This is a genomic window from Marinobacter sp. CH_CUG1437-1, assembly GCF_037029655.1.
Classification (GTDB): Bacteria; Pseudomonadota; Gammaproteobacteria; order Pseudomonadales; family Oleiphilaceae; genus Marinobacter; species Marinobacter salsuginis.
On the sequence record NZ_JAYMEW010000001.1, the window covers coordinates 539,252 to 564,041 of the forward strand.

Annotated in this window: 22 protein-coding genes and 1 tRNA gene; 13 read left to right on the forward strand and 10 right to left on the reverse strand. The window is 58.0% G+C overall.

The genetic code is table 11. The features are described from left to right. The 6 genes from WA411_RS02510 to WA411_RS02535 all read right to left on the reverse strand — a co-directional run bounded on the left by WA411_RS02510 (position 1) and on the right by WA411_RS02535 (position 5,430). On the reverse strand, positions 1 to 774 hold the full coding sequence (locus WA411_RS02510; protein ID WP_069182449.1) for a motility protein A: 774 nt from the start codon (positions 772 to 774) through the stop codon (positions 1 to 3). Positions 775 to 828: 54 nt separating this feature from the next. After that, the gene (aroE, locus tag WA411_RS02515; protein WP_136630989.1) at positions 829 to 1,656 is read right to left on the reverse strand and encodes a shikimate dehydrogenase; all 828 of its coding nucleotides are present in this window, start codon (positions 1,654 to 1,656) and stop codon (positions 829 to 831) included. Then, positions 1,649 to 2,575 carry an oxygen-dependent coproporphyrinogen oxidase gene (gene hemF / locus WA411_RS02520; RefSeq protein ID WP_291904977.1) on the reverse strand — a complete coding sequence of 309 codons (927 nt, stop codon included), beginning with the start codon at positions 2,573 to 2,575 and terminating at the stop codon, positions 1,649 to 1,651. Before hemF ends, aroE begins: the two co-directional genes overlap by 8 nt. An 8-nt stretch (positions 2,576 to 2,583) precedes the next feature. Beyond that, positions 2,584 to 3,156, reverse strand: coding sequence for an L-threonylcarbamoyladenylate synthase (locus WA411_RS02525; protein WP_291904975.1), 573 nt, complete (start codon positions 3,154 to 3,156; stop codon positions 2,584 to 2,586). 43 nt (positions 3,157 to 3,199) lie between these two features. After that, positions 3,200 to 4,342: a DNA-processing protein DprA gene (dprA, locus tag WA411_RS02530; protein WP_136630991.1), complete on the reverse strand. Its 1,143-nt coding sequence runs from the start codon at positions 4,340 to 4,342 to the stop codon at positions 3,200 to 3,202. 71 nt (positions 4,343 to 4,413) lie between these two features. Then, positions 4,414 to 5,430 (reverse strand): LysM peptidoglycan-binding domain-containing protein, encoded by a 1,017-nt coding sequence (locus WA411_RS02535; RefSeq protein WP_291904970.1) that lies wholly within the window; start codon positions 5,428 to 5,430, stop codon positions 4,414 to 4,416. Positions 5,431 to 5,848: 418 nt separating this feature from the next. Here WA411_RS02535 and def point away from each other — a divergent pair, with 418 nt between their 5' ends. From def to WA411_RS02575, 8 genes are all read left to right on the forward strand, one after another. Then, the gene (gene def, locus WA411_RS02540; protein ID WP_069182443.1) at positions 5,849 to 6,352 is read left to right on the forward strand and encodes a peptide deformylase; all 504 of its coding nucleotides are present in this window, start codon (positions 5,849 to 5,851) and stop codon (positions 6,350 to 6,352) included. A 95-nt stretch (positions 6,353 to 6,447) separates the two neighbouring features. Beyond that, the gene (gene fmt, locus WA411_RS02545; protein ID WP_291904967.1) at positions 6,448 to 7,383 is read left to right on the forward strand and encodes a methionyl-tRNA formyltransferase; all 936 of its coding nucleotides are present in this window, start codon (positions 6,448 to 6,450) and stop codon (positions 7,381 to 7,383) included. A 1-nt stretch (position 7,384) separates the two neighbouring features. Further along, positions 7,385 to 8,686 carry a 16S rRNA (cytosine(967)-C(5))-methyltransferase RsmB gene (gene rsmB, locus WA411_RS02550; RefSeq protein ID WP_291904965.1) on the forward strand — a complete coding sequence of 434 codons (1,302 nt, stop codon included), beginning with the start codon at positions 7,385 to 7,387 and terminating at the stop codon, positions 8,684 to 8,686. Further along, positions 8,683 to 10,086 (forward strand): Trk system potassium transporter TrkA, encoded by a 1,404-nt coding sequence (gene trkA / locus WA411_RS02555; RefSeq protein ID WP_069182440.1) that lies wholly within the window; start codon positions 8,683 to 8,685, stop codon positions 10,084 to 10,086. The genes rsmB and trkA overlap by 4 nt, the downstream gene beginning before the upstream one ends. A 105-nt stretch (positions 10,087 to 10,191) precedes the next feature. After that, entirely contained in the window at positions 10,192 to 11,217 is a 1,026-nt protein-coding gene (gene glyQ / locus WA411_RS02560) for a glycine--tRNA ligase subunit alpha (RefSeq protein WP_291904961.1), read from the forward strand. A 2-nt stretch (positions 11,218 to 11,219) separates the two neighbouring features. Further along, positions 11,220 to 13,301: a glycine--tRNA ligase subunit beta gene (glyS, locus tag WA411_RS02565; RefSeq protein ID WP_291904959.1), complete on the forward strand. Its 2,082-nt coding sequence runs from the start codon at positions 11,220 to 11,222 to the stop codon at positions 13,299 to 13,301. Between the two features lie 28 nt (positions 13,302 to 13,329). Beyond that, positions 13,330 to 13,887, forward strand: coding sequence for a D-glycero-beta-D-manno-heptose 1,7-bisphosphate 7-phosphatase (gene gmhB / locus WA411_RS02570; RefSeq protein WP_291904955.1), 558 nt, complete (start codon positions 13,330 to 13,332; stop codon positions 13,885 to 13,887). Positions 13,888 to 13,922: 35 nt separating this feature from the next. Next, positions 13,923 to 13,999: transfer RNA gene (locus tag WA411_RS02575), tRNA-Pro, on the forward strand. A 243-nt stretch (positions 14,000 to 14,242) separates the two neighbouring features. Here the strand turns inward: WA411_RS02575 and WA411_RS02580 are convergent. The 3 genes from WA411_RS02580 to WA411_RS02590 all read right to left on the reverse strand — a co-directional run bounded on the left by WA411_RS02580 (position 14,243) and on the right by WA411_RS02590 (position 17,131). Continuing rightward, positions 14,243 to 14,770: a type II toxin-antitoxin system VapC family toxin gene (locus WA411_RS02580; RefSeq protein ID WP_291904952.1), complete on the reverse strand. Its 528-nt coding sequence runs from the start codon at positions 14,768 to 14,770 to the stop codon at positions 14,243 to 14,245. A gap of 1 nt (position 14,771) precedes the next feature. Beyond that, positions 14,772 to 15,485 carry a hypothetical protein gene (locus tag WA411_RS02585; RefSeq protein WP_291904950.1) on the reverse strand — a complete coding sequence of 238 codons (714 nt, stop codon included), beginning with the start codon at positions 15,483 to 15,485 and terminating at the stop codon, positions 14,772 to 14,774. Positions 15,486 to 15,574: 89 nt separating this feature from the next. After that, entirely contained in the window at positions 15,575 to 17,131 is a 1,557-nt protein-coding gene (locus tag WA411_RS02590) for a phospholipase D family protein (RefSeq protein WP_291904948.1), read from the reverse strand. 251 nt (positions 17,132 to 17,382) lie between these two features. Here WA411_RS02590 and WA411_RS02595 point away from each other — a divergent pair, with 251 nt between their 5' ends. After that, positions 17,383 to 18,009 carry a peroxiredoxin gene (locus WA411_RS02595; RefSeq protein WP_222465764.1) on the forward strand — a complete coding sequence of 209 codons (627 nt, stop codon included), beginning with the start codon at positions 17,383 to 17,385 and terminating at the stop codon, positions 18,007 to 18,009. A 64-nt stretch (positions 18,010 to 18,073) separates the two neighbouring features. Continuing rightward, positions 18,074 to 18,619, forward strand: coding sequence for a rhodanese-like domain-containing protein (locus WA411_RS02600; protein ID WP_136630755.1), 546 nt, complete (start codon positions 18,074 to 18,076; stop codon positions 18,617 to 18,619). A 46-nt stretch (positions 18,620 to 18,665) separates the two neighbouring features. Here the strand turns inward: WA411_RS02600 and WA411_RS02605 are convergent, their stop codons facing one another. Continuing rightward, positions 18,666 to 19,109: a hypothetical protein gene (locus WA411_RS02605; protein ID WP_136630754.1), complete on the reverse strand. Its 444-nt coding sequence runs from the start codon at positions 19,107 to 19,109 to the stop codon at positions 18,666 to 18,668. A gap of 221 nt (positions 19,110 to 19,330) precedes the next feature. Here WA411_RS02605 and WA411_RS02610 point away from each other — a divergent pair, with 221 nt between their 5' ends. The 3 genes from WA411_RS02610 (at position 19,331) to WA411_RS02620 (ending at position 24,781) form a co-directional block, all read left to right on the forward strand. Continuing rightward, positions 19,331 to 20,587, forward strand: coding sequence for an NAD(P)/FAD-dependent oxidoreductase (locus WA411_RS02610; RefSeq protein ID WP_136630753.1), 1,257 nt, complete (start codon positions 19,331 to 19,333; stop codon positions 20,585 to 20,587). A 204-nt stretch (positions 20,588 to 20,791) separates the two neighbouring features. Beyond that, on the forward strand, positions 20,792 to 22,345 hold the full coding sequence (locus WA411_RS02615; RefSeq protein WP_273157780.1) for a methyl-accepting chemotaxis protein: 1,554 nt from the start codon (positions 20,792 to 20,794) through the stop codon (positions 22,343 to 22,345). A 69-nt stretch (positions 22,346 to 22,414) separates the two neighbouring features. Then, positions 22,415 to 24,781, forward strand: coding sequence for a sensor domain-containing phosphodiesterase (locus WA411_RS02620; protein WP_069182430.1), 2,367 nt, complete (start codon positions 22,415 to 22,417; stop codon positions 24,779 to 24,781). Positions 24,782 to 24,790: the final 9 nt, after the last annotated feature.

Genomic DNA, 24,790 nt, shown 5'->3' on the forward strand with positions numbered 1-24,790 from the left:
TCAGGCCTCCCGCTCCGGCGCCAGGCCGGTGCGCTGTTCGGGGTGGACAAACGAGGACAGCAGTTCGGTCATCACCCGGGGATTTTCGCCGCGCATGATGTTCTTGATGGACGTGATGATAAGCATCTGGTTCCGGGACTCATCCTCGGCTTTCAGTTGCAGCTTGTCGGCCAGGGGCAGGGCAATCAGCTGGGCAATAAACGCACCGTATAGGGTAGTGAGCAGGGCGATCGCCATGGCCGGACCAATGGAGGATGGGTCATCCAGGGTATTAAGCATCTGTACCAGGCCCACCAGGGTGCCCAGCATGCCAATAGCCGGGGCGGATTCACCGATACCACGGAACACCCGCTCGGCCACTTCGTACCGCTCGGCAGTCTGTTGAGTTTCCTGGGCCAGCGCCTCTTCCACCAGTTCCGGCGGGTGACCGTCGACACACAGATTGATCGCCTTCTGAAGGAACGCGTTGTCAGTCTGGTGGTTCTCCAGGCCCAGAATGCCTTCCTTACGCACCACCATGGCCAGCGAGCCCACTTCCCGGATCAGTTCCGTTGGCCGCGCCATACGGTCGGTAAAGGCAGCAGACATGGCCAGCCGGAAAGCGCTCATCACCGATGCCATGCGGAATTTGATCAGGGTAACCGCAAAGGTGCCACCCAACACGATGGCCAGCCCCGGAAGATTCAGGAACGTCAGGAAGGAGGCATTGGCCAGCATCGCCAGAATGACGATAAGAACACCGGCGACAAGCCCGACAAGGGTAAGAATGTCCATCGAAAATCCCTACGGAAGTTGACCATGAGCATAGCCCATCACGGGCACAGCGGCTCAGTCGTTACGCAATTCATCGATGACGGGGCGGGTGGCAGGACTCACCCCGCGCCAGATCCGGAACGATTCCGCTGCCTGCTCCACCAGCATACCAAGCCCGTCGTGAACGATCTGTGCGCCCTGTTCAAGTGCCCACCGGTTAAAGGTGGTGGTCTGCAGAGAATACATCATGTCGTAGACCACGGTTTTCTCTGCAATCACCTTCGGTGACAGCGGGGGCAAATCGCCCTGGAGGCTGGCGCTGGTACCGTTGATGATCAAATCAAACGGCTCAGAGGGCTGTTCGAATCCGCAGGCAGAAAGCCTGGTTTCGCCAGCCACGGGTGTAAACAGTTCAACCAGGGCCTCAGCCTTGGCAACGGTTCGGTTGGCGATGGTAATGGCGCCAGGATGCTCCGCCAGGATCGGACCCAGAACACCCCGAACGGCGCCTCCGGCACCCAGCACCAGAATCCGCGCTGCGTTCAGGGTGACACCGTGGTTTATGAGCAAGTCACGGACAATACCGCACCCGTCGGTATTGTCAGCGACAAGCACGCCATCACCATCCAGGTACAGGGTATTGGCGGCCCCGGCATTCTCGGCACGCTCGGTACGACGGTCCGCCAGCTTCCAGGCTTCTTCCTTGAAAGGCACGGTCACATTGAGGCCCTTCCCGCCCCGCTCGAAGAACTGTTTTACGGTGCCGGCGAAATCATCCCGCGGCGCCTGTATCGCCGTGTACTCAACCGGCTCACCGGTCTCCCTGGCAAACAGGCTGTGAATCCTCGGTGATTTGCTGTGGCTGATGGGGTTGCCAACCACCGCGTATAGATCGTTAGTCATGCTGCGCCTCCAGCCAGTCCCGGCCGGTCAGGAAATAGTCGGTTAGCCGGGCTTCCTCCGAGCCAGGCTCCGCGGTCCGGTTGTAATCCCAGCGCACCAGCGGCGGCAGGGACATCAGGATGGATTCCGTCCGACCGCCGGATTGCAGGCCAAACAGCGTACCGCGGTCATAGACGAGATTGAATTCCACGTACCGTCCTCGACGATAGAGCTGAAAGTCCCGCTCGCGGTCACCGTATGGGTGGTCCATGCGGCGCCGGACAATGGGCTCGTAGGCTTCAATATAGCTGTCACCTACCGCTTTCATCAGGCCGAAATCCTGCTCGAAGTCGCCTGTGTTGTGGTCATCAAAAAACAGACCACCAACACCCCGGGGTTCATCCCGGTGTTTCAGATAAAAGTAATCATCGCACCAATCCTTGAAGCGCTTGTAGGTGCCCTCTCCAAACGGCTCGCAGGCGTCACGGGCTGTCTGGTGCCAGTGCACACAGTCTTCTTCGAAACCGTAGTAAGGCGTGAGGTCGTAGCCACCACCAAACCAGTACACTGGCTCACTGCCCTTCGGTGTGGCGATGAAAAACCGGACGTTGGCGTGGGACGTCGGCACAAAAGGGTTGTTGGGGTGGATAACCAGCGACACGCCCATGGCCTGCCAGGGAGCACCGGCCAGATGCGGGCGGTGGGCGGTGGCGGAGGCCGGCATGGTGTCACCCATCACATGGGAAAAATTGACACCGCCTTTCTCGAACACGCGACCCTCTGTAATAACACGGCTTATACCACCGCCACCCTCCGGTCGGTCCCAGGCATCCCGAATGAAAGATGCGCCCTCATCGAGGGCCTCCAGCCGGCTACAGATCGACTCCTGCAATCCCAGCAGATACTGCTTTACCGCCTGGCTATCGGGTTGCTGTGGCATAAACGCTCCTAACGAAGTTGCTGACCGCTGACAATATCAATAATACGGCTGGGTTTGCGATTACCGCCCAATGCGCCGGGCACGATCCAGTCAAGCTGATCGCCGAAATAGCGCCGGACTTGCCAGATATGCCGGGCCGGCTGGCGCCCTGCCGGGTTGCAGGAGGTGGAAACCAGGGGCATTCCCGCCGCCTTACACAGGGCGCCCACCACGGGGTGCTCGCTGACCCGCACCGCGATGGAGGTGTGCTTCCCGCGCACCCATTCCGGGATCTGCCGCTCGACATCGGGCAGGAGGCAGGTCACAGGTCCCGGCCAGTAGCGCTCTGCCTCGTCTTGAAGCGCCTGAGACAGGGGCTCCAGAAGGAAGCGGAACTGGTCGACAGACGAAGCCACCAGAATCACGCCTTTCTCAACCGGGCGCTGCTTCAGCTCCAGAATCCGCTCCACCGCCTCCTGATCCCAGGGATCACAACCCAGGCCCCAGACAGCCTCGGTGGGATAGGCGATAACACCGCCACTGAAAATCGTGCGGCGGGCACAATGCAGTTGCCAGTCAGAAAGGGGATGGGAATCGGGCATGCGCCTCTGTCAGGGTTGATCAGGGTAGATGTTCACACCGGTTTCACGCGACTTTCTGATAGCCCCCCGGGGCCGAACTGATGAGCCCCTGCAACTCGAGAAGCAATAGGGACTGCATGAGCTGGTCGGCGGGAAGACCGGTCGCTGAACTCAGTGCATCGGTTGATTGTGGATCATACCCTAAAGCCTCAAATACCGCGATTTCCCGGCTGTCCAATCCGGCCAGGAGTCCTTTGCCCTGCGGCTTTGGCTCTGGCGCCGAGTCAGGGCCGGCCTTAAGCGGCGGAGACCACCAGGCACCCAATTCTTCGAGAATGTCGTCCACCGTCTCAACCAGTCGAGCACCCTGTTTGATCAAGTGATGACAGCCCCGGGCAACCGGACTGTGCACCGACCCGGGAATAGCGAAAACTTCACGCCCCTGTTCCAACGCCATTCGCGCAGTAATCAGGGAGCCACTGCGCAGACCCGCCTCCACCACCAGCACGCCCCGGCTCAGGCCGCTGATAATACGGTTGCGCTGGGGAAAGTGGGCGGCTCGTGCCGGCGTACCGGGGGGATACTCGGAAATCATCAGACCATGCTGAATGACCCGCTCACCAAGCCGTCGATGCTGATGGGGGTAGATGCGGTCCAGGCCGCGACCAACCACCGCGATGGTCGGAAACCCGGCATCGAGCGCACCGGCGTGGGCAGCACCATCAACACCAAGCGCCAGACCACTGGTCACCAGTAACTCCCGGGAACTGAGTTCCGCAGCAAACCGTCGGGCATGGTCCAGGCCGGCCGGCGTGGCCTTCCGGCTGCCGATAATACCGATCTGGTCCCGGGCCATAAGCCCCGTATCACCGAGGGTATACAGCACCAGGGGCGCGTCGTGGATGTGCCGCAACTGCTCCGGGTAATGACTATCCGGCCAGGTCAGAATCCCGATGCCATGCTTGCAGCAATTGTCCCTGATCGCCCGGACCTCACGTACCGCCGGATGGGCATCATCCTGCTTTTGCCAGGCCTGGATTGCCGCCGTGGCGTCTGCAGTCATGCCCATGGCCCGCAAGGTGGCGGCATTCATTGAAAGGAGTCGGGGCAGGTCAGGAAATCCTGTCAGCAGTTCACGCCGACGGGCACGGCCAACGTCTGGCAGGCAGGTCAGAAACAGCCATTGGGCTGTGGCAGAGGAAAACACGGCATCGTCCTTGGAAAAAGCGAGGCCGGACCTTCCTGGTCCGGCCGTTGCATCTGTCGGTAATCAGTCAATCAGGGGTTGGCAACCTTGTCACCCACTGTCAAAGCACGGGTGGCCTGAAGTACCAGGCCGTAGCTCATTTTTTCGTAGGCCTGGAACACCATCAGCAGCCCGGCACGCTCGGAGGGCAGTTCGATGGTTTCTCCGGTTACCGGATCGCGAACCAGATTGCCGCTTTTCAGAACGGCCATCACGTTGCCCGCTTCCAGCCCTTCCCGGGTGCCGCGGTTGATGGCCACCACATCGAACTGACCGATCTGGCTCACACCGCCGTCGACGGAGATCATCTGTCCTTCCACATCCTGGTCAGGAGCGCTGGGCACAAAGCTGGTGGTCAGACGACGGTCTTCGCTCACCATCAGCCGGTCACCAATGCGAACTTCTTCGCTGGAGCTGGTCAGATTTACGGTCAGCACGTCGCCGTTTTCCCGGGCCACGTCACCACGGGCAATACTCCGGGCCTCCAGACCAAGGAATTCGCCAGTTTCCGGGTCGCGGAACTCCTTGCTGCGGCGGAAGATACCCACTTTGTCCGCAGGCTTCTCGCCACGGGCATAGAGTTTGTCGCCGGCACCGGTAATAATCCGGCCATCTTCCCCTTCCAGAACGTAAGGGGCGCCATTGATTTCTTCCGGGCTGACAATACGGGTGTCGGTGAGGAAGCTGCCAATGGCATCCAGCGGGATAGCCGGGATCGGCGTGTCGATGGGCTCGGACCGAACCTTCGGCGACAGCTTCACCACTTCGCTGCTGGCCACCTTGGTAATTCGGGGTTTGCCGTCGATGTAAACCAGGGCAAGGCGATCACCAGGATAAATAAGGTGAGGGTTGGCGACCTGCGGGTTCACATGCCATATTTCCGGCCAGTACCAGGGATTATTCAGAAAACGGGCCGAGATGTCCCAGAGGGTGTCACCCTTCACAACGGTGTAACGCTCGGGATGATCGGACCGCAGCTCCGGTGCAGCATGGGCCCAGGAGGTTATAAGCAGCGTAGTTGCTGCCAGAGCGTACAGCAGTTTCCTCATTGTGTAAGTCCTTGATCGCGTGCCTTGATTCTTTGCATTCTGTTGGGATGCAGTCAGTTACCTGCAGCTTATTACGTTGTTATTCCAGTTACTATAGAAGAAGTCTCGCAAATTGTGATGTTATCTTTTGTTCTTCCAGTAAATTCTATCCCGCCGCTGAAAGATTTTAACTATTAACTGATCAGTTTGTACTCAATCGACGAATTATTGGATAATAGGCTTATTAGCGCTGATAACCCCTCCAGCCGTTGAAAGCTGGGGCCTTGCCCCGATAATAGTAGAGGCAGGGCGAAAATTTGCGCAGTACGCTGTCGCATTTCGGACATCAGTTTCAGACTGTTACAAAGAGCAGCAAAGTCAAAAGAGAGGCCGACATGATCATGCTGGCCTCCCGACACACAGGCAAAAAGACCGACCTATGATACTTGAGATTCTCGAATACCCGGATCCCCGTCTGCGCACCATTGCCAAGCCGGTAGAAGAGGTCACGGACGCCGACCGCAAGCTGATCGACGACATGTTCGAGACCATGTACGATGCGCCCGGTATTGGCCTGGCGGCGACCCAGGTCAACGTTCATAAACAGATCATTGTCATGGATCTGTCGGAGGACAAGAGCGAGCCGCGGGTGTTTATCAATCCGGAGGTAACCGTGCTGGATGGCGAGAAAGAGGCCATGCAGGAGGGCTGCCTGTCGGTTCCGGGATTCTACGAAGATGTCGAACGGATCGAACACTGTATGATCCGGGCGCTGGACAGGGACGGCAAACCGTTTGAACTGGAGGCGAAAGGTCTGCTCGCAGTCTGCATCCAGCATGAGATGGATCACCTGAACGGGAAGCTGTTCGTTGACTACCTCAGCTCGCTAAAGCGTAACCGGATTCGCAAGAAGCTGGAGAAGCAGCACAAGAAGAGCGCCTGATCAGGCTGCAGGCGAGCGAATAACCAGACACTATCTTCCTGACCGGGTCATGACCCGGTCTTTTCGTATTACAACGAAACAGAGATCACAACACCGTGCGACTTGTTTTTGCTGGCACCCCGGATTTCGCGGCAACCGCGCTCAAAGCCTTGATTGCCGCCGGCCACACCATCGTTGGCGTTTATTCCCAGCCGGACCGCCCCGCCGGCCGTGGCCGGAAGCTGCAGCCCAGCCCGGTCAAGCAGGTGGCGCTGGACCATGAGATCCCGGTCTTCCAGCCCGAAACACTGAAAACAGCCGAAGCGCAGAAGCAGTTGGCCGACCTGAAGCCGGACGTGATGATCGTCGCCGCCTACGGCCTGATCCTGCCAAAGGCGGTGCTCGACATTCCCACCCACGGCTGCCTGAACATCCACGCCTCGCTGCTGCCACGCTGGCGCGGTGCCGCTCCCATCCAGAGGGCGATCGCCGCAGGCGATTCAGAGACCGGCATCACCATCATGCAGATGGACGAAGGCCTGGATACCGGGGCCATGCTGTTGAAATCCCTGACCGCTATCGATACGAGCGACACCGGGGGCAGCCTGCACGACCGGCTCGCGGAGCTTGGTGGCAAGGCCATCATCAAGGCCCTGGAGCTTTTAAAGAAAGGTGAACTTACCGGGGAACCGCAGAACGACGACCTCGCCTGCTACGCCAGCAAACTGAGCAAAACCGAGGGCCATATTGACTGGGCCACGGAAGCCACAGCCATTGAACGGCTGATTAGAGCTTTCAACCCCTGGCCCGGAACCTACACCGATCTGGGCGATCAACGGATCCGCATTCACGAAGCCCGCGCCCTTGTGACAGACAGCGACGCGTTTCCCGGCACCGTGGTGCATAGGGATCGGGACGGGATCGATATTGCCTGCGGCAACGGCACCCTGCGCATCACCCGCCTGCAACTGCCAGGCTCCCGCGCCCAGAGCGTGAATGACCTGATCAACGGCGGCAAAGAACTGCTGATGCCCGGCCAGGAGCTGCGCTGACATGGGGGACCGACAACAACCCATGCGCGCCATCGCCGCCGGCGTGATGCTGGCCGTGGAAAACGGTCAATCCCTGTCCCAGTGCCTTCCGCCAGCCCTGAACCGCCTGCCCGCCAACGAACGCCCCGAACTCCAGGCGCTTTGTTATGGTACGTGCCGCTGGTTTCACCGACTGGAGGGCGAACTCAATGGCCGGCTGAAAAAGCCCCTGCGCAAACCGGACCGCGTCGTCCATCACCTGATGCTGGTGGCCCTGTTCCAGTTACGCTTCAGCCAACAGGCCACCTACGCCATACTCAATGAAACCGTCGAAGCCTGCCGGGCCCTGGACAAACCGCACCTGACCGGCCTGGTGAACGGGGTACTCAGGGCCGCAGAACGGGAAGGCGCACCCGAGCCAGCAGACGATTCTGCCCGTTTCAGTCACCCCGTCTGGATGGTGGAAAAACTCCGCCACAACTGGCCGGAAGACTGGCAGCAGATTCTGAACGCCAACAATGCGCAGGCGCCCATGACATTGAGAGTGAACGCGTTGCGTTTTTCCCGTGACGAGTATCTCGGCCTGCTGAAAGAAGCTGGCATTGAGGCCAGCCCGACCCGTTTTGCACCCCACGGCATTCAATTGGCCCATCCTGCGCCTGTCGACCAACTACCCTGGTTCGCTGACGGCGCCGTGAGCGTGCAGGATGAAGCGGCGCAGCTGTGCACGACCCTGCTGGATCTGTCGCCAGGCCAGAGAGTTCTGGATGCCTGCGCCGCGCCTGGGGGCAAAACCTGCGCAATCCTGGAAAGTTGTGGCGAACTGGCAGAAGTGGTCGCCATAGATGAATCCGCGGAACGCCTGCCCCGGGTCCAGGAGAATCTCGATCGCCTGGATCTGGACGCCACTCTGAAACAGGCCGATGCCGCTGCGACCGACCAATGGTGGGACGGCGAGGCATTCGATCGCATTCTGCTGGACGTGCCCTGCAGCGCCAGCGGCGTGATTCGCCGTCATCCCGATATCAAGTTATTACGCCGTGAATCGGACATTACTCCCCTTGCGGCTATACAGCTCGGGTTACTGGACGCGATGTGGGCTATCCTGAAACCCGGAGGCCGGCTGGTGTATGCCACCTGTTCGGTGTTCCCCCAGGAAAACCACCGTATAATTCAGCGGTTCTGCAAGCAGCAGACCGATGCCATCCTTGTTGAGCCAGAGGCTCAGTGGGGGCGCGATATGGGTGCGGGGCGGCAACTGCTCCCCGATCCGGACAGCCATGACGGCTTCTTCTATGCCGTGCTGGAGAAACCCGAACCATGAAAATCCTGATTCTCGGGGCCGGCCAGGTCGGCGGAACACTCGCCGAAAACCTTGCCAACGAAGCCAACGACATCACCATCATCGACTCCGACAGTGCCCGGTTGCGGGAGCTGCAGGACCGGCTTGATATCCGCACGGTCCAGGGTGCGGCGTCCTATCCGACGTCACTGCGCCAGGCCGGGGCCGAAGATGCCGACATGCTCATCGCAGTGACCAACAGCGACGAGACCAACATGGTGGCGTGCCAGGTCAGCAAGCTTCTCTACAAGACACCGACTACCATCTGCCGGGTGCGGGCCAACGCCTACCTGGCAAAATCGGAGCTGTTTTACCAGCGTGACCAGACCAAGGATCTGGACAGTCTCCGCGGCTTCCCGATCGACGTTCTGATCAGCCCCGAGCACCTGGTGACAAAGCACATTACCCGGCTGATCGAAAACCCCGGCGCCTTACAGGTGCTTGAGTTCTCCAAGGGGCTGACCCGTCTGGTGGCCATCCGTGCCACGAAGGGCGGGCCACTGGTGGGCCATGAGCTGTCTTACCTGCGCACACACATGCCCAAGATCGATACCCGGGTGGCGGCAATTTTCCGGAAAGACCGGGCAATCATGCCCGAAGGAAACACGGTAATTGAGGACGGCGATGAGGTGTTCTTCATTGCTGCGGCCGACCACATCAAGTCTGTCATGAGTGAGCTCCAGCCGCTGGTAAAACCCTACAAGCGCATCTTTATCTGCGGCGGTGGCAACATTGGCCAGCGCCTGGCCAACACCCTGGAAAGCCGTTACCAGGTCAAGCTGCTGGAACGGGACCACGAGCGCTGTGTGATGCTTTCAGAAAACCTGCGCAAGACCGTGGTGCTCGAAGGCAACGCCGCCAACAAGGACATCCTGCTGGAAGAGAACATCGAAAACACCGATGTATTCTGTGCGGTGACCAACGACGATGAAGCCAACATCATGGCGTCACTTCTGGCCAAGCGCCTCGGTGCCCGCAAGGTACTGACCCTGATCAACAACCCGGACTACGTGGACTTGATCCAGGGTGGCGACATCGACGTGGCCATCTCGCCCCAGCAAACCACCATCGGCAGTCTATTGACCCACGTACGCCGGGGCGACGTGGTAAACGTTCACTCACTGCGCAGGGGCGCTGCCGAGGCGATCGAAGCAATTGCCCACGGCGACCATCGATCGTCCAAGGTGGTGGGCAAACGGCTGGATGAAATCAACCTGCCGGAAGGCACGACCATCGGTGCCATTGTCCGTCGCAACGAAGTTCTGATCGCCCACGATCACCTCCGGATACAGCCGGATGACCACGTTATCCTGTTCCTGGTCGATAAAACCCGCATCCGCGATGTGGAAAAACTGTTCCAGGTTGGGCTCACCTTCTTCTGACTTAGAAATACACAGCCAGCACGCGTATAATGCGCCTTTCTTTTTTCAGAGCGTCCCGAAGGATAACCGGGGCGCCACACACAGACTGATCAGCAGGCAACCGTCGTGACAGACAAGGCAACAAAACAGACTACTCCGGATATCGGGACCTTCCAGGGCCTGATCCTGGCTCTGCAGAATTTCTGGGCGCAGCACGGCTGCGTGGTTCTTCAGCCCCTGGACATGGAAGTGGGTGCCGGCACCTTCCACCCGGCCACCTTCCTGCGTGCCATCGGGCCGGAAACCTGGAACGCTGCCTATGTACAGCCCAGCCGCCGCCCCACCGACGGCCGTTACGGTGAGAACCCCAACCGCCTGCAGCACTATTACCAGTTCCAGGTGGTTCTGAAGCCATCGCCGGACAACATTCAGGAACTGTATCTGGATTCCCTCCGTGCCCTGGGCCTGGACCCGCTGGTGCACGACATCCGGTTTGTGGAAGACAACTGGGAGTCCCCGACACTGGGCGCCTGGGGCCTGGGCTGGGAAATCTGGCTGAACGGTATGGAAGTCACCCAGTTTACCTACTTCCAGCAGGTTGGCGGCCTGGAGTGCTTCCCGGTCACCGGCGAGCTGACCTACGGGCTGGAGCGCATCGCCATGTACCTGCAGGGTGTGGACAGCGTATACGATCTGGTCTGGACGGAAGGCCCTGACGGTGTGGTCACCTACGGTGACGTGTTCCACCAGCAGGAAGTGGAGATGTCCACCTACAACTTCGAGCACGCCGACACCGAGTTCCTGTTCCACAGCTTCGACGTGCACGAGCGGGAAAGCGCTCGCCTGATTGAAGCGGGCCTGGCACTGCCAGCCTACGAGCAGGTACTCAAAGCCTCCCACACCTTCAACCTGCTGGACGCCCGCCACGCCATCTCGGTGACCGAGCGTCAGCGTTTCATTCTTCGGGTTCGCACCCTGGCTCGAGCCGTTGCCCAGGCCTACTTCGACAGCCGCCGCTCGCTCGGCTTCCCGCTCGCCCCCGAGGCGTTGCGCAAGGAAGTCCTCGCCGCGGCTGACGCCACCGACGACAAGGCGAAAAGCAAGAAGGGCAAAAAAGCGAAGAAGGCACAGCAGGAACAGGGGAACGCATAACCATGGCTACACAGGATTTTCTGGTCGAACTGGGCACCGAAGAGTTGCCCCCCAAGGCCCTCAAGCCGCTTTCTGATGCCTTCACCCAGGGCATTGCCCGGGGTCTGGAAGAAGCAGGCGTCGAATTCGCAAAGGTTGAAAGTTTTGCCGCTCCGCGCCGTCTGGCCGTGCGCATCCGGGATCTGGCCGATTCCCAACAGGACAAGTCGGTTGAAAAGCGTGGTCCTGCCGTCAAGGCGGCATTCGACGATGCAGGCAACCCGACCCGCGCGCTGACCGGCTTTGCCACCTCCCTGGGCGTCACCCCGGACCAGCTCGACACCCTGGAAACCGACAAGGGTGCCTGGGTGGTATACCGCACGGTCGAGCAGGGCAAGCCCACCGTGGAACTGATGCCGGAACTGGTGGAGCAATCCCTGGCCAGCCTGCCGATTCCCAAGCGCATGCGCTGGGGCGCCCACCGCACCGAGTTCGTTCGCCCGGTGCACTGGGTCGTCATGCTGTTTGGCAACAAGGTGATTGAAACGCCGATCATGGGGCTGAACCCGGGCAACAAAACCCGCGGTCATCGCTTCCACTGCCCGAAATCCCTGATCGTGCCCACGCCGAATGATTACGAAGTCGTTCTCAAACAGGAAGGCTATGTGATCGCTGACTTCGCGGAGCGCCGGGAACAGATCCGTGCCGGCGTGACCGAACTGGCCGAGAAGGAAGCCGGTGGCAAAGCGGTCATTGATGAAGACCTGCTGGACGAAGTCACCGCACTGAACGAGTGGCCTGTGCCGTTGATGGGCCGCTTCGAGGAGCGTTTCCTCGAGGTACCGGCAGAAGCGCTGATTTCTTCCATGAAGGAACACCAGAAGTACTTCCACGTGGTGGCCGCCGACGGGGAAATGCTGCCGCTGTTCATTACCGTTGCCAACATCGAGAGCAAGGATCCGTCCCAGGTGATCTCCGGTAACGAAAAAGTGATCCGGCCCCGTCTTTCCGACGCCGCGTTCTTCTATGAAACCGACCGCAAGACCAGGCTTGAGGATCGCATCAACGCCCTCAAGCCCATCGTGTTCCAGGAGAAGCTGGGTAGTATCTACGATAAATCCGTACGCGTAGCGGCCCTGGCCAGGAAAATTGCCGACGCAATCGGCAGTGATCCGGCCCTGGCCGAGCGCGCCGCCATGCTTGCCAAGACCGACCTGGTCACCGAAATGGTCCTGGAGTTCACCGATCTGCAGGGCATCATGGGCCAGTACTACGCTGCCAACGATGGCGAGCCGGAAGACGTGGCCAAGGCGCTGAACGAACAGTACATGCCCCGTTTCGCCGGCGACGACCTGCCGACTACCCTCACCGGCTGTGCCATCGCCATTGCCGATCGGCTGGACTCTCTGGTGGGTCTGTTCGGCATCAACCAGCCACCGTCCGGTACCCGGGATCCGTTCGCCCTGCGCCGCGCGTCTCTGGGTGTGCTGCGGATCATCATCGAGCGTGAGCTGCCGCTGGACCTGCAGACCTGCTGCGAGTGGGCGGAACAGAACTTCACGGTGCTGACTGAGCAGAATACCGCCAGCACGGTTGTCGAATACATGCTGGAGCGTTTCCGCGCCCATTACGACGAGCAGGGCATTGGTGCCGAGGTTTACCTGGCCGTTCACGCCCGCCGTCCGACTCGCCCGCTGGATTTCGACCGCCGAGTTAAGGCGGTGGAAGCCTTCCGCCAGCTGCCTGAAGCGCAGGCTTTGGCCGGCGCCAACAAGCGAGTTTCAAACATCCTGACCAAGCAGGGTGGTGACAGCATCGGAGAAACCGTCGACGCCAGCCTGCTGCAGGACAGCGCGGAAAAGGCATTGGCCGAGCAGGTCGACCAGCAGTCCGCCAGGGTCCTGCCGCTGTTCGAGAACGGCGATTACGCCAGTGCCCTGAGCTCCCTGGCCAGCCTGCGGGAACCGGTGGACAACTTCTTTGACGAGGTGATGGTGATGGCCGACGATGAGGCCATCCGGAACAACCGTCTGGCCTTGCTGAACCGGCTGCGGAACCTGTTCCTGCGCGTTGCGGATATCTCCCTGCTGCCCACAGCAGGTTGAGGCCGGACGAAGGGGCGCGCACACAGCGATGCTGATCATTCTGGATCGGGATGGGGTCATCAATGAATACGATGGCAATTACATCTGCTCGGCGGATGAATGGCATCCCATTCCCGGCAGCATAGAAGCGGTGGCCCGGCTCTGTCATGCCGGCCACCGGATTGCCATCGCCACTAATCAGTCCGGCATCGGTCGAGGCTATTACGACACCGACGAGCTGGATGCCATGCATGAAAAGCTGGAGCAGCTGGTGGAAGCCCAGGGGGGCTGCATCGATTTCATTGCCTTTTGTCCCCACCATCCCGACGATCAGTGTGGCTGCCGCAAGCCACTGACCGGCCTGTTGGAACAGATTCGACAGCACTTCCACCTGACCAGCCTCGAAGGGGCCATCATGGTTGGCGACAGCCGAAAAGACCTCGAAGCCGGGCACGCAGAAGGCTGCCACCCGGTACTGGTACGAACTGGCAATGGCGAGGAAACCGAGCGCCACCTGGACGCCAGGCCCATACCGGGCGCCGATGTCAGTATCTACGATAATCTCAGCAAATTTACGGATGCCCTTTTGTCCGCCGAGGGCTGGTAAAACCAGAGCGAATCCGTATAATACCGGCCGTTGATCGGCGTGTGGCGCAGCTTGGTAGCGCACTTCGTTCGGGACGAAGGGGTCGCAGGTTCGAATCCTGCCACGCCGACCATTTTCCCGCTTTTCTTTCCCATCTTGTTCTCGTTTTCCGTAACTGCACACGCGTGACTTGAATACATCCTCACTAGGAGCCTTCGTGATTCATGCGCCCAAGTTAGAGGAGCAGACCGAGATCGTCCGCCGGGTAGACCAAATCTTCGCCCATGCCGACCGTAAGGGGACAGATCTAGCTAGCAGCAATTACAAGCGCCCGGGGAAGGTCAGATACACAGAATACCGGTGAGCAAGCCCGTAATCAGCTGTCATCATCAGGTGGAAACATCTGGCTCTGAACTGCCGGCGGCTCAATATCCGCTAACGATTTGACCGTTAAGCCTCTTGAGCTGGCAATCTTGCGAAGTGAGTCATCATGGGACCAGACTTCATCTGCCGTGGTGGCAAGCGCGATTCCAACGATCTGGCGATCATAAGTAAGCTTCTTGGCATACTGTTCCGGAGAGATCTGGGCAAGCTCCCTCTTGTCAGGAAGCTGGGCGCACTCAATCGCGGCAGCGGTATCGAAATCTACCACTTCCAAACAGGCACTGCCGTTGAGGACATCCAGATACGCCTGATACTTCGATGCTTCCACACCAATCAGGAATTCCGACAGTACCGGTGCCGGTATCAGAATCAGGGCTTTACGTCTCTCAGCCTCGGCGACAAAGGCCTGCGCACGTTCCTCCAAACGATCCAGTACAACCTTCGTTTCGGGATGGGTAAGACCCGTTTTGTTCGGGGCGAGAATCTGGATCAGGATGTTGTTATCAACTAATAACTTCAAATCAGCCTCTCAGATCCCTGGCCACTCCATGCGGATCTTCCATGTCCGCCCATTTCAAACCGCCGATCGCCTGGAGCCGACCGACCACATCACCCATCTTGGCCGTATCCAGCTCCTGGTAAGATTCGATTCTGAGCTTTTTGAGCCTCCAGCCACCTTCCGGCAAGCGCTCCCAGGTTCCATGGCCACTGACCCGAACCTGTTTGAACAGCAATGATGACAACCCTTGGGCAATCTCGATAGATGCCTCACAACGAAGTGTTTCGCCATTAGCGCCTTCCAGACTCACGGGTATAGTTTCGTCTTTGCCGCCAACACGGTACAAACGCCCCTGGACGGAACCCGACTTATTGACCATCAGGGATTTTTCATCATCCGGCCGTTTCCTGAACGACAGTATTTGAGTATCCGCATCGTTCAAAATCGCACCTCCTGTGCCATCCTCATCCATAAGCTGCTTCAAACTACGATGTGCCGATTGCTGTTTTCTTGTGCCCATGCCATTTGGTACTTCCCGCACATGTGTAAGAACCTTCTGATAATACAGGTCTTCAATATCCACATTCAGCATGGCACTACCCTTGCTGACCGAATCAAAATGCACATGCTCCACTTCTCCGAGCATATCGGAGAGATGGGTAATGTACTGTCCCAAGCGCTTCATCGAGAGCGTTTCAGGGGTGCGGTCATTCAATTTCAAGATCAGCTTTTTCATAGTTGTGATTATAGAAGGGCACCAGCCCACTTGCTACCAAGTGTTCAACAACCCAACCCTGCAATATGGGACTCCAAACCACACCTGGCTTAAAGCAACGGCTCCACCGGCAACAACGAAAACAGATACACCAATGCCCTCTTGAAGGCGCCGACATTGGGCTCATGATGGTGCTCGATCGTGTCCGTTCCATTGAATTCCAGCCAACGCAGTTCGCCGTCCTCGTCCAGTATTACTTCGTAGGCCGCCAGCCTGACCTGTTCGGGAAAGGCCGACTCCAGAGCATTGGCCAGTTCCGGGCTCTTGATCAGAAAGCCCAGCTCGGTGTTGAGGTTTGCTGAACGGGGGTCGAAGTTGAAGGAACCGACAAAGAGCGTCTCGCCATCCACGGCAAAGGTTTTGGCGTGGAGGCTGGCCGCAGAGCTGCCAACCATGCCGCCAGAGCTCTGGTGCTCGTCCTCATTTTCCGACCTGAATTTACGCAATTCGAACAGTTCAACACCCGCTTCTAATAGAGCCTCCCGGTATTTCGCATAGCCTGAATGCACCAGGGCAACGTCGTTGGCTTCCAGGGAATTGGTGAGAATCCGCACCTCCACGCCGCTCGCTTCCAGATCGCGGAATAACTCTACGCCGAGGTTGCCGGGAACGAAGTAGGGCGAAACCAGGGTTACTGTCTTTTCGGGTTCACCGAGGGCCAGGGCCAGCTGTTGGCTCAATAAACCGTGCTCCTCTTCGAGCCCCTGGGCTTTGGCCGGATCATCGCTCACCATCTCGACCGGCGCCCAGACAAACGAAACCTCCTGGTCCAGTAACTCTTGAAGGAACTCTGAATTGCGCAAAGCCGCTACAAAACGACGAGCCTCGGCATTCTGTTCAACGGCCGCAAGACTGGTTTCCAACGCATCCAGATCTTCATCGCCGACTGCAGACAACAACCGATCCGCCGGGTACGAGGACTCACTTGCCCAGTAACGATCAAAATCCTGCGAAACACGGTCCACGACAGGCCCGATGGCCAGGACATCCAGGTCCGAGAACAGGGCACCGCTGCCAACCCCGAAATACTCATCGGCAACATTCCGGCCGCCAATAATGGTGGCCTGGTTGTCAGCCGTAAATGACTTGTTGTGCATGCGGTGGTTCAGGCGGCCGAAGTCGGTCAGGAAACCGAGGGCCCGGGAACTGCGAATGACGAACGGATTGAACAGCCGAACCTCGACGTTGTCATGATGATTCAGCGCAGACAGCCACTCATCCATGCCTGCGATGCCGTTGTCATCCAGAAGCAGCCGGACCCGCACGCCGCGCTCGGCGGCCCGATACAGCGAGTACAGAAGCAGCTTGCCAGTAATATCGTCCTGCCAGATGTAGTACTGAACATCCAGGGATCGATCGCTGGCCTCGGCAAGCAACGCTCGGGCAACGAAAGCATCAAGGGGGCTCTGCAGTGTCGCAATACCACTCAGGCCAGGGTGGTTTTCGACTTCGTAGCCAACTGCCCGGCCAAGGCGGGTGCCTGCTGTCTGCTCCTGCGAGAAAGCTTCAGACTGTGACCGGTCTTTCAGAGAGGGCAGTGCGCAGCCGGTCAACAGACTCGTCAGCAGGAAGAGCGTCAGCGTGAAGGTTGTTCGGCTTAGGATCATTTATACAGGGAGCCATCGCGTGATGAATCAATCAATTGGAATCATGGCACAAAGAAACCTGTTGGACAGGTTGCAGAGCTGCGTTTCCAAAATATTGTCAATTCAATACTGAGGTTCGCGGCTTCAATTCGTTAAACCTATTTGTTCTATAGATATAACTATATTGGATAACGGCTGCTGAACGGGTTATTGTTATTCCAACATCAAGAGGCCAACAGCCTCCACCAGTAAAACCCGACAGGAGATTCATCATGAGTTTATTGCTTGGCTCTACCGCCCCGAACTTCACCATCGACAGTACTGCAGGCCAGATCAACTTCCACGACTGGGCCGGCGATTCCTGGGTATTCTTCTTCAGCCACCCGGCCGACTTCACGCCGGTGTGCACCACTGAAATGGGCCGCACCGCTCAGCTGGCGAAAGAATTCGAAGCCCGCAACGTAAAGCCCCTGGGCCTTTCCACTGACACCGTGGAAGAGCACGTAAAGTGGATTGACGATGTCAACGACACCCAGAACTGCAATCTCCAGTTCCCGATCGTTGCTGACGCAGACCACAAAGTGGCCGAACTATACGAAATGATCCACCCCGGCGAGAGCGAAACCGCCGCCGTACGCAGCGTGTTCATCATCGACCCAGACAAGAAGATTCGTCTGACCATGACCTACCCGATGGCGGTGGGCCGCAACTTCGACGAAATCCTCCGGGTCATCGATGCCCTGCAAACCGGTGATGCCAACAAGGTTGCCCTGCCGGCCGACTGGCGCAAAGGAGGCGATGTGATCATTCCGCCCTCCATTTCCAATGAGGAAGCCAAAGGCCTGTTCCCACAGGGCTGGAATGAGATCCGTCCGTACCTCCGCACCACCAAGCTCTGATCCGGTTCGCGGATAATATCGGGGCCCGCCGTTTGGCGGCCCCCCCCAATGCAGGAGGCCCCCCATGAAACTGATACTGACAGCTCTGCTTGTCACCCTTGCCATCGGCTTCAACGCCCAGGCGGAAGACGCGCTATCCCTGACCCCACAGGAAACCTATGACCTCGTTCAGGAGCAAGGTGATCGCCTGCTATTTGTCGACGTCCGGGATCCGATTGAAATTATGTTTATCGGCTTCACCGATATGGTCGACAAGAATATCCCGTTCAAACTGGCGGATCGCTCAGACTTTCTCTCGGATAAAGGCCGGTTTGCCATGAACACAAATCGGGATTTCGCTTCACAGATAGAAGAAGCCCTGAGAGAAAAAGGCCTCACCAGGGATGACCTGGTCATTACCATGTGTCGTTCCGGTTCCAGCCGCGGCAAGCCCAGCGCCGAATACCTGATGGAGCGGGGCTTCACCAATGTGAAATACATTGACCACGGCTTTCAGGGCAGTGGTGCCAAAGAAGGTAAAAAGAAAGGCATGAGAATTGTGAATGGCTGGCAGAATGAAGGCCTGCCATGGTCTATGACGCTCAATCCAGAGAAAATCTATCGCCCGTGATTGGAATGTAAACGCCCGGGGTCGGCCCAGCCCCGGGCTTCCGCCCTCAGAAGGTGAATGTACGCATCTTCGGGTTCAGCATCTGGCCGGCCATTTCCGGCGGCATGGCCACCCCAACGCCATCAATCAGATCATCTTTGCTGTATTCACTGTTCGGTAAATACAGCGCACAGACTTTAGCATCACCACCGTTTTTCAACAGGCCGCGCAGCATCTGCCCCGGCGTTACATTCTTGGGTTTGAGCGCAGGCGCTTCGTAGGACTTGAGTGCCAGGTCACCGGCTTTGTCACAAAGCAACACGTTTACCTTGGCTCCCTGCTGGGCCATGGTGTTCGAAAGCACCATTGCCATGCCCTGGGTTTGCAGCGAATCGCTGGACAGGATGACCAGCACCTCTTCGACGCCGCCTTTGTGGCTGTCGGCCTGAACACTGAAAGGGACGGCTGCAATCAGTGCAGCTGCGGCGACGGCCTTGATTGATTTGATCATGGGAAAAACTCCTTTTTGGTTGATCGAAAGACTTCAAAATCAATGTATCTGGCCAGGGAATGAGCTTCAGTGACAAAGTCACTTTCAGAGCTATGCCTGCCTTAAAGCTGACCCCGCCCTTATATTTCCTTTTATTCTAACGATAGACTCATAAGTTTGGTACCCTTTGATATATCTCAAGCTCACTCGCGCGCAGCAAACAAAGACAAGAGGTTCGAGGCATGACCAGCAACACAACCACCACGGGCAACGTCAAAACCCATACGGTCGTAATCGTAGGCGGCGGGGCGGCCGGTATCTCGGTGGCGTCCAGCATTCATAAGCGGGACAGCAATATCGACATTGCCATCATTGAGCCCGCTACCCGGCATCATTACCAACCGGGCTGGACCATGGTGGGTGGTGGGGTTTTCCGGCCGGAAGTCACCTCCAAGCCTATGGCAGAAGTCATGCCCGCTTTTGTTTCCTGGTACCAGCAACCGGTAAGCGCCATCGACCAGGACAACAACCGGGTTACTCTGGGTGACGGTTCTTCCATGGAATACAAAGCCCTGGTGCTCGCTCCGGGGCTGGAGCTGAACTGGGGCGGCATCGAAGGCCTGGAGGAGGCGTTGGGCTCCAATGGGGTCACGTCCAATTACCGCGAGGGCATGGCCAGCTACACCTGGGATCTCGTCCAGAATCTCAAGAACGGCCGAGCGCTTTTCAGTCAGCCTCCCATGCCGATCAAATGTGCAGGCGCGCCCCAGAAAGCCATGTACCTGTCTGCCGATTACTGGCTCAAACACGGCGTGCTGAACAATCTGGATATCCAGTTCCATAACGCCGGCGCCGTTCTGTTCGGTGTGGCCGATTACGTCCCGGCCCTGGAAGCCTATATCGAAAAATACGGCATCGCCCTGAATTTCCAGAGCACACTGGTTGCCGTAAACGGGCCCGCACAGACAGCGGTATTCCGCTCAACCGACAGCGAGGGCAACAGCCAGGAGCGCGAGATCAGCTTTGACATGCTGCACGCCGTCCCACCCCAGCGGGCACCAAAGCTGATTCGTGAATCTGCCCTGGCCAACGAAGGCGGCTGGCTGGATCTTGAGGACGATACCCTGCGCCATAAAACCTACACCAATGTCTTTGGGCTTGGGGACGTTAGCGGAACCGGCAACGCCAAAACCGCCGCTGCAGTGCGTAAACAGGCGCCAGTGGTGGCTGAGAACCTGGTGGCCACGCTCCGAAACCAGCCGCTTGAGGCCGCGTATCTGGGCTACGGCTCCTGCCCGCTGACGGTGGAAAACGGCAAAATTGTACTGGCGGAGTTCGGATATGGCGGAGTACTGCAGCCCAGCTTCCCGAAATGGATCAACGATGGCACCAAGGCCACCCGGGCCGCCTGGTGGTTGAAGGCCAAGCAGCTGCCAACGCTGTATTGGCACGGGATGTTGAAGGGGCATGAGTGGCTGGCCCGGCCAGCAAAGCGTTAACCCCTGGGAGAGGCTTACCAATGGAGGCTGCCCCACGAACAAACAGCCCGCCAGCGCCACGTATCGCGTTGGCGGGTAGCGCCTCGGGCGTTGTCATTAGGGAAATTCCTGAGGCCCTTCACCGTTCCCACCGATAGAGTTATTGCAATATTTGTCCTACCCTGACTTGGTAATAAGTCTTTTACGCTAATGTCAGGGTTGATAATGCGCAGAAACCTACCGGTTACGGACAACGAAAAAACCTTCTCACCCAATCAGAAACTTATTTCCTCCACAGATCTCAAAGGTAAGATTAGGCACTGTAATTCGGCCTTTGTGGAGATAAGTGGTTTCAGCCGGGACGAGCTGATTGGCCAGCCTCACAACATTGTCCGGCATCCCGATATGCCACCCGCCGCCTATGAGAACATGTGGGCACACCTTAAGGCCGGACAGCCCTGGATGGGCCTGGTAAAGAACCGTTGCAAGAACGGCGATTTCTACTGGGTCAGTGCCTACGTTACCCCGGTCACCGAAAACGGCAAGGTAGTCGGCTACGAGTCCGTGAGATCCTGTCCCGACAGGAAGGACGTCGAGCGCGCAGAAAAGCTGTACGCAGCCCTGAGGGCGGGCAGAACAGGAACCCCTTTCTGGCGCCGCGTCCAACCCCCCACCATCTTTTTGGCGCTTGTTTTCATTGTCACAGGGGCACTGTTTCTTGCCGATCAGAAAATGTTGTCCGAGCTTGTGCTGGCTGGGGGCGTGATTGCCTATGCCGGCTGGATGCATCTGGCCAGAAAACAGCTGATGGGCTCGGTCACCAGGCTACTGGCACACAGCTTCACAGATGATCTGGCCGCAAGAAGCTACACTGATGACGATTTGCCACTTGGGCGTATCAAGGTTGCAGTAAAGGCCCAACAAGCTCACCTTGATGCGGTACTCACCCGGCTTGAAGACTCCGCCGATGAGATGCGACTGTATTCTGTGAAAGGTCGCGAAGTCAGCTTCGAAGCTCAGGAGGCCCTCAAACAGCAGCAGGCCGAAACCGAACAGGTTGCGGCAGCCGTACACGAGATGTCCCATACCATTGCGGAGGTCTCCTCGAACGTCCAGTCCACGGCAGAGCGGGCGGATGGCGCAAAAGAGTTTGCCAATGAGGGGCGTTCCGTTGTGCGCGGGACCCGGGAAGCCATTGAATCTCTCAAAGGTTCCGTTCATGGCATTAGCGCTTCCGTTGGCGAGTTGGCTCAGCAGACTCAGCAGATAGCCTCAGCCGCAAAAATTATCGAAGAGATTGCAGAGCAGACCAACCTGCTGGCCCTGAATGCCGCCATTGAAGCGGCGAGGGCCGGCGAGCATGGACGCGGATTCGCCGTTGTGGCCGAAGAGGTAAGGGGCCTGGCATCCCGGACCCGCAATTCAACGAGTGAAATCCATGGCATTGTCAGCGAACTGATTGCCCGCTCCGAGGAGGCCAACCAGAAAGCCGACGAGGGCAAGCTTTCGGCAGACGAGGGCATGGAAAAAATGCTTTCGGCCGAGAGCACCCTTAATGACATTGCTGAATCCGTCTCCAACATTGCCGAAATGGCAATGCAGATGGCAGCTGCCGTGGAGGAGCAGGCCCAGGTGTCGGATCAGATCAACGAGCAAGTGGAGAAAATCTCGGATCTGGCATCCAACAACCTGTCCAAAGGTGAAGAGTCCACCGAGTGCGTTAAAAACATTGAGCAGATTGCGAACGATTTGCACGAGCTGGTCGTACGTTTCAAGTGACAGGAGGATGGACGCCGCCGAGCTTTGTTCAATAAATAACCACCCGGCCTAGCAAAGTGAGTCACGACCATGGATAGCAGTACCCTGGAAAAACGACGGCTCACCGCCCTTGAGCGTTTGGGCATTCTCGATACGCCCCCGGAAGACCGTTTTGAAAGGCTTACCCGGATTGCCCGCCAGTACTATGGTGTAAAAACGGCTCTTTTTTCGGTGCTTGATGCCAACCGTCAATGGTTCAAGTCGCGTCAGGGCCTTGATGTCAGCGAGACCCCCCGCCCTGTTGCTTTCTGTGATTATGCCATTCAGCAGGACAAGGCGTTTATCGTCTGCGACGCTACAAAGGACCCTCGCTTTTCACAGAACCCACTGGTTACAGGACATCCCAACATCCGCTTCTATGCCGGCATGCCGGTACGTGAGCCGACCGGTTTCAAAATTGGCACCATTTGCATCATCGACGATCAGCCCCGTGATTTCGGGGAGCTGGATCTGGACATCCTCCGAAACCTTGCCACGATGATCGAGGACGAGCTCGAGCGAACGTACCTGTCGATCGAGAACCATGAATTCGTGGAAGTGTCTCACCTGAACCGATCGATCCAGCGAGCTTTGAATGTCTTTCTGACCAGTGACAACCAGAATGCGGCCTTCGAGCAGATGCTCAACGATCTCCTGTCGCTCACCGGCAGCCAGTTCGGGTTTATTGGCGAAACCCTGTCAAAAGAGAATGGCGTCCCTTATCTGAAAATCGGAGCGATCACCAATATTGCCTGGAACCCCAAAACCCAGGCGTTGTATCAACAGGTCGAACGACGAGGGCTTGTGTTCGATCGCCTGGACACCCTGATTGCACTTCCCATGACCTCGGGGGAGGTGGTCATTTCCAGCGATGTCGCGACCGACCCTCGCCGCGGCGGGCTCCCTCAGGGGCACCCAGATATTGATGCCTATATCGGTATTCCGGTGTTTTCCGGAGATCAACAAGTTGGACTGGTGGGGCTGGCGAACCGTCTCGGCGGATACAAAGTAAAACTGGCCGAAGAGCTCGAGCCTTTGCTGCAAACCCTCGGCAACCTGATCGAGCGCAAAAGGTTGCACCATGAGAAGCAGCAACACCAGAAACGCCTTGAAAAAGCGGCGAACTACGATGCCCTCACCGATTTGCCCAACCGCCGGAAACTCACTGAGATTTTCACCCAGGAGCTGCACGAGGCGAACCTGCGAGAAGGCACAGTTGCCCTCTGTTTTATCGATCTGGATGGCTTCAAAGGCATCAACGACCAACATGGCCACGCAGTTGGTGATGCAGTCCTGAAAATCATCTCCGAACGCCTGAAAGCAACTGTGAGGCAACATGACGCCATCGGTCGTCTCGGGGGAGACGAATTTGTCGCCATACTCCGGGATGTGGAGGATTCGACGGTCTACAACCGCATTCTGGAAGTTGTACGCCGCCCGATCAGTTACCAGAATTCTGTCATGAAACTGTCGGCCAGCATGGGTGTGACCGTTTATCCTGACGACGCCGAGGATCCGGATACACTGCTCCGGCATGCCGACCAAGCGATGTATGCGGCAAAAGATGCGGGCAAAGACAGCTACAGCCTGTTTGACCTCGCCTCCCACTATACCCGGAAAGAGCGTGTCCGCGTTCTCGAGCAGGTTGACGAGGCACTGGCGAAAAAGCAGTTCGAGCTCTACTACCAACCCAAGATCAACTACCGCACCGGATCGGTAGAGGGTTTTGAGGCACTGATCCGTTGGAACCACCCGGAGGAGGGGCTTCTGTCGCCGGCCCGATTCCTGGAGCACCTTGAATTCACCGAATACGCCAGACAGGTTGGCCTGTTCGTGATGGAAAGCGCAGTCGGCGTGATCTGCGAATTCATGAACCTGGGGTTGCCGTATACCGTCAGCATCAACCTGAGCCCCTCCCACTTCCTGAGCGAACACTTCCCGGATGACATCACCGGCACCATGAACGAATGCCCTCACGAGGTGCGGGACCGGCTGATCATAGAAATCCTTGAAACCACTGCCCTGGACGACACCACCACGGTCATGAAAAACCTCAGTGTTTGCCGCAATGCCGGACTGGGCATTTCCCTGGACGATTTCGGCACCGGTTACTCATCATTGAACTATTTCCGGACGTTGCCGGCCCAGGAAGTGAAAATAGATCGAACCTTCGTGGGAGATCTGATCGGGAACCAGGATAACTCGATGATCGTAGAAGCGATTTTGCGCCTGTCCCAGAGTTTTCAGAGGCGTACTGTGGCAGAAGGGGTAGAAACGGCCGAACAGGAGGAGCGTCTACTGTCTCTTGGCTGCGATGTTGGCCAGGGTTATCGTTACAGCCCACCGCTTCCACTTGCAGAAGCGCTCGAATGGGCCAACACTTTCACTTGGGCCCGTTATCGTTCGGGCCAGAACTAGCCGCGAAAT

What these genes read in the sequence shown, in the direction of transcription:
- WA411_RS02510 (WP_069182449.1), bottom strand. Translation starts at nt 774, where the DNA reads ATGGACATTCTTACCCTTGTCGGGCTTGTCGCCGGTGTTCTTATCGTC.
- aroE (WP_136630989.1), bottom strand. Translation starts at nt 1,656, where the DNA reads ATGACTAACGATCTATACGCGGTGGTTGGCAACCCCATCAGCCACAGC.
- hemF (WP_291904977.1), bottom strand. Translation starts at nt 2,575, where the DNA reads ATGCCACAGCAACCCGATAGCCAGGCGGTAAAGCAGTATCTGCTGGGA.
- WA411_RS02525 (WP_291904975.1), bottom strand. Translation starts at nt 3,156, where the DNA reads ATGCCCGATTCCCATCCCCTTTCTGACTGGCAACTGCATTGTGCCCGC.
- WA411_RS02535 (WP_291904970.1), bottom strand. Translation starts at nt 5,430, where the DNA reads ATGAGGAAACTGCTGTACGCTCTGGCAGCAACTACGCTGCTTATAACC.
- def (WP_069182443.1), top strand. Translation starts at nt 5,849, where the DNA reads ATGATACTTGAGATTCTCGAATACCCGGATCCCCGTCTGCGCACCATT.
- rsmB (WP_291904965.1), top strand. Translation starts at nt 7,385, where the DNA reads ATGGGGGACCGACAACAACCCATGCGCGCCATCGCCGCCGGCGTGATG.
- trkA (WP_069182440.1), top strand. Translation starts at nt 8,683, where the DNA reads ATGAAAATCCTGATTCTCGGGGCCGGCCAGGTCGGCGGAACACTCGCC.
- glyS (WP_291904959.1), top strand. Translation starts at nt 11,220, where the DNA reads ATGGCTACACAGGATTTTCTGGTCGAACTGGGCACCGAAGAGTTGCCC.
- gmhB (WP_291904955.1), top strand. Translation starts at nt 13,330, where the DNA reads ATGCTGATCATTCTGGATCGGGATGGGGTCATCAATGAATACGATGGC.
- WA411_RS02585 (WP_291904950.1), bottom strand. Translation starts at nt 15,485, where the DNA reads ATGAAAAAGCTGATCTTGAAATTGAATGACCGCACCCCTGAAACGCTC.
- WA411_RS02590 (WP_291904948.1), bottom strand. Translation starts at nt 17,131, where the DNA reads ATGATCCTAAGCCGAACAACCTTCACGCTGACGCTCTTCCTGCTGACG.
- WA411_RS02595 (WP_222465764.1), top strand. Translation starts at nt 17,383, where the DNA reads ATGAGTTTATTGCTTGGCTCTACCGCCCCGAACTTCACCATCGACAGT.
- WA411_RS02600 (WP_136630755.1), top strand. Translation starts at nt 18,074, where the DNA reads ATGAAACTGATACTGACAGCTCTGCTTGTCACCCTTGCCATCGGCTTC.
- WA411_RS02605 (WP_136630754.1), bottom strand. Translation starts at nt 19,109, where the DNA reads ATGATCAAATCAATCAAGGCCGTCGCCGCAGCTGCACTGATTGCAGCC.
- WA411_RS02610 (WP_136630753.1), top strand. Translation starts at nt 19,331, where the DNA reads ATGACCAGCAACACAACCACCACGGGCAACGTCAAAACCCATACGGTC.
- WA411_RS02615 (WP_273157780.1), top strand. Translation starts at nt 20,792, where the DNA reads ATGCGCAGAAACCTACCGGTTACGGACAACGAAAAAACCTTCTCACCC.
- WA411_RS02620 (WP_069182430.1), top strand. Translation starts at nt 22,415, where the DNA reads ATGGATAGCAGTACCCTGGAAAAACGACGGCTCACCGCCCTTGAGCGT.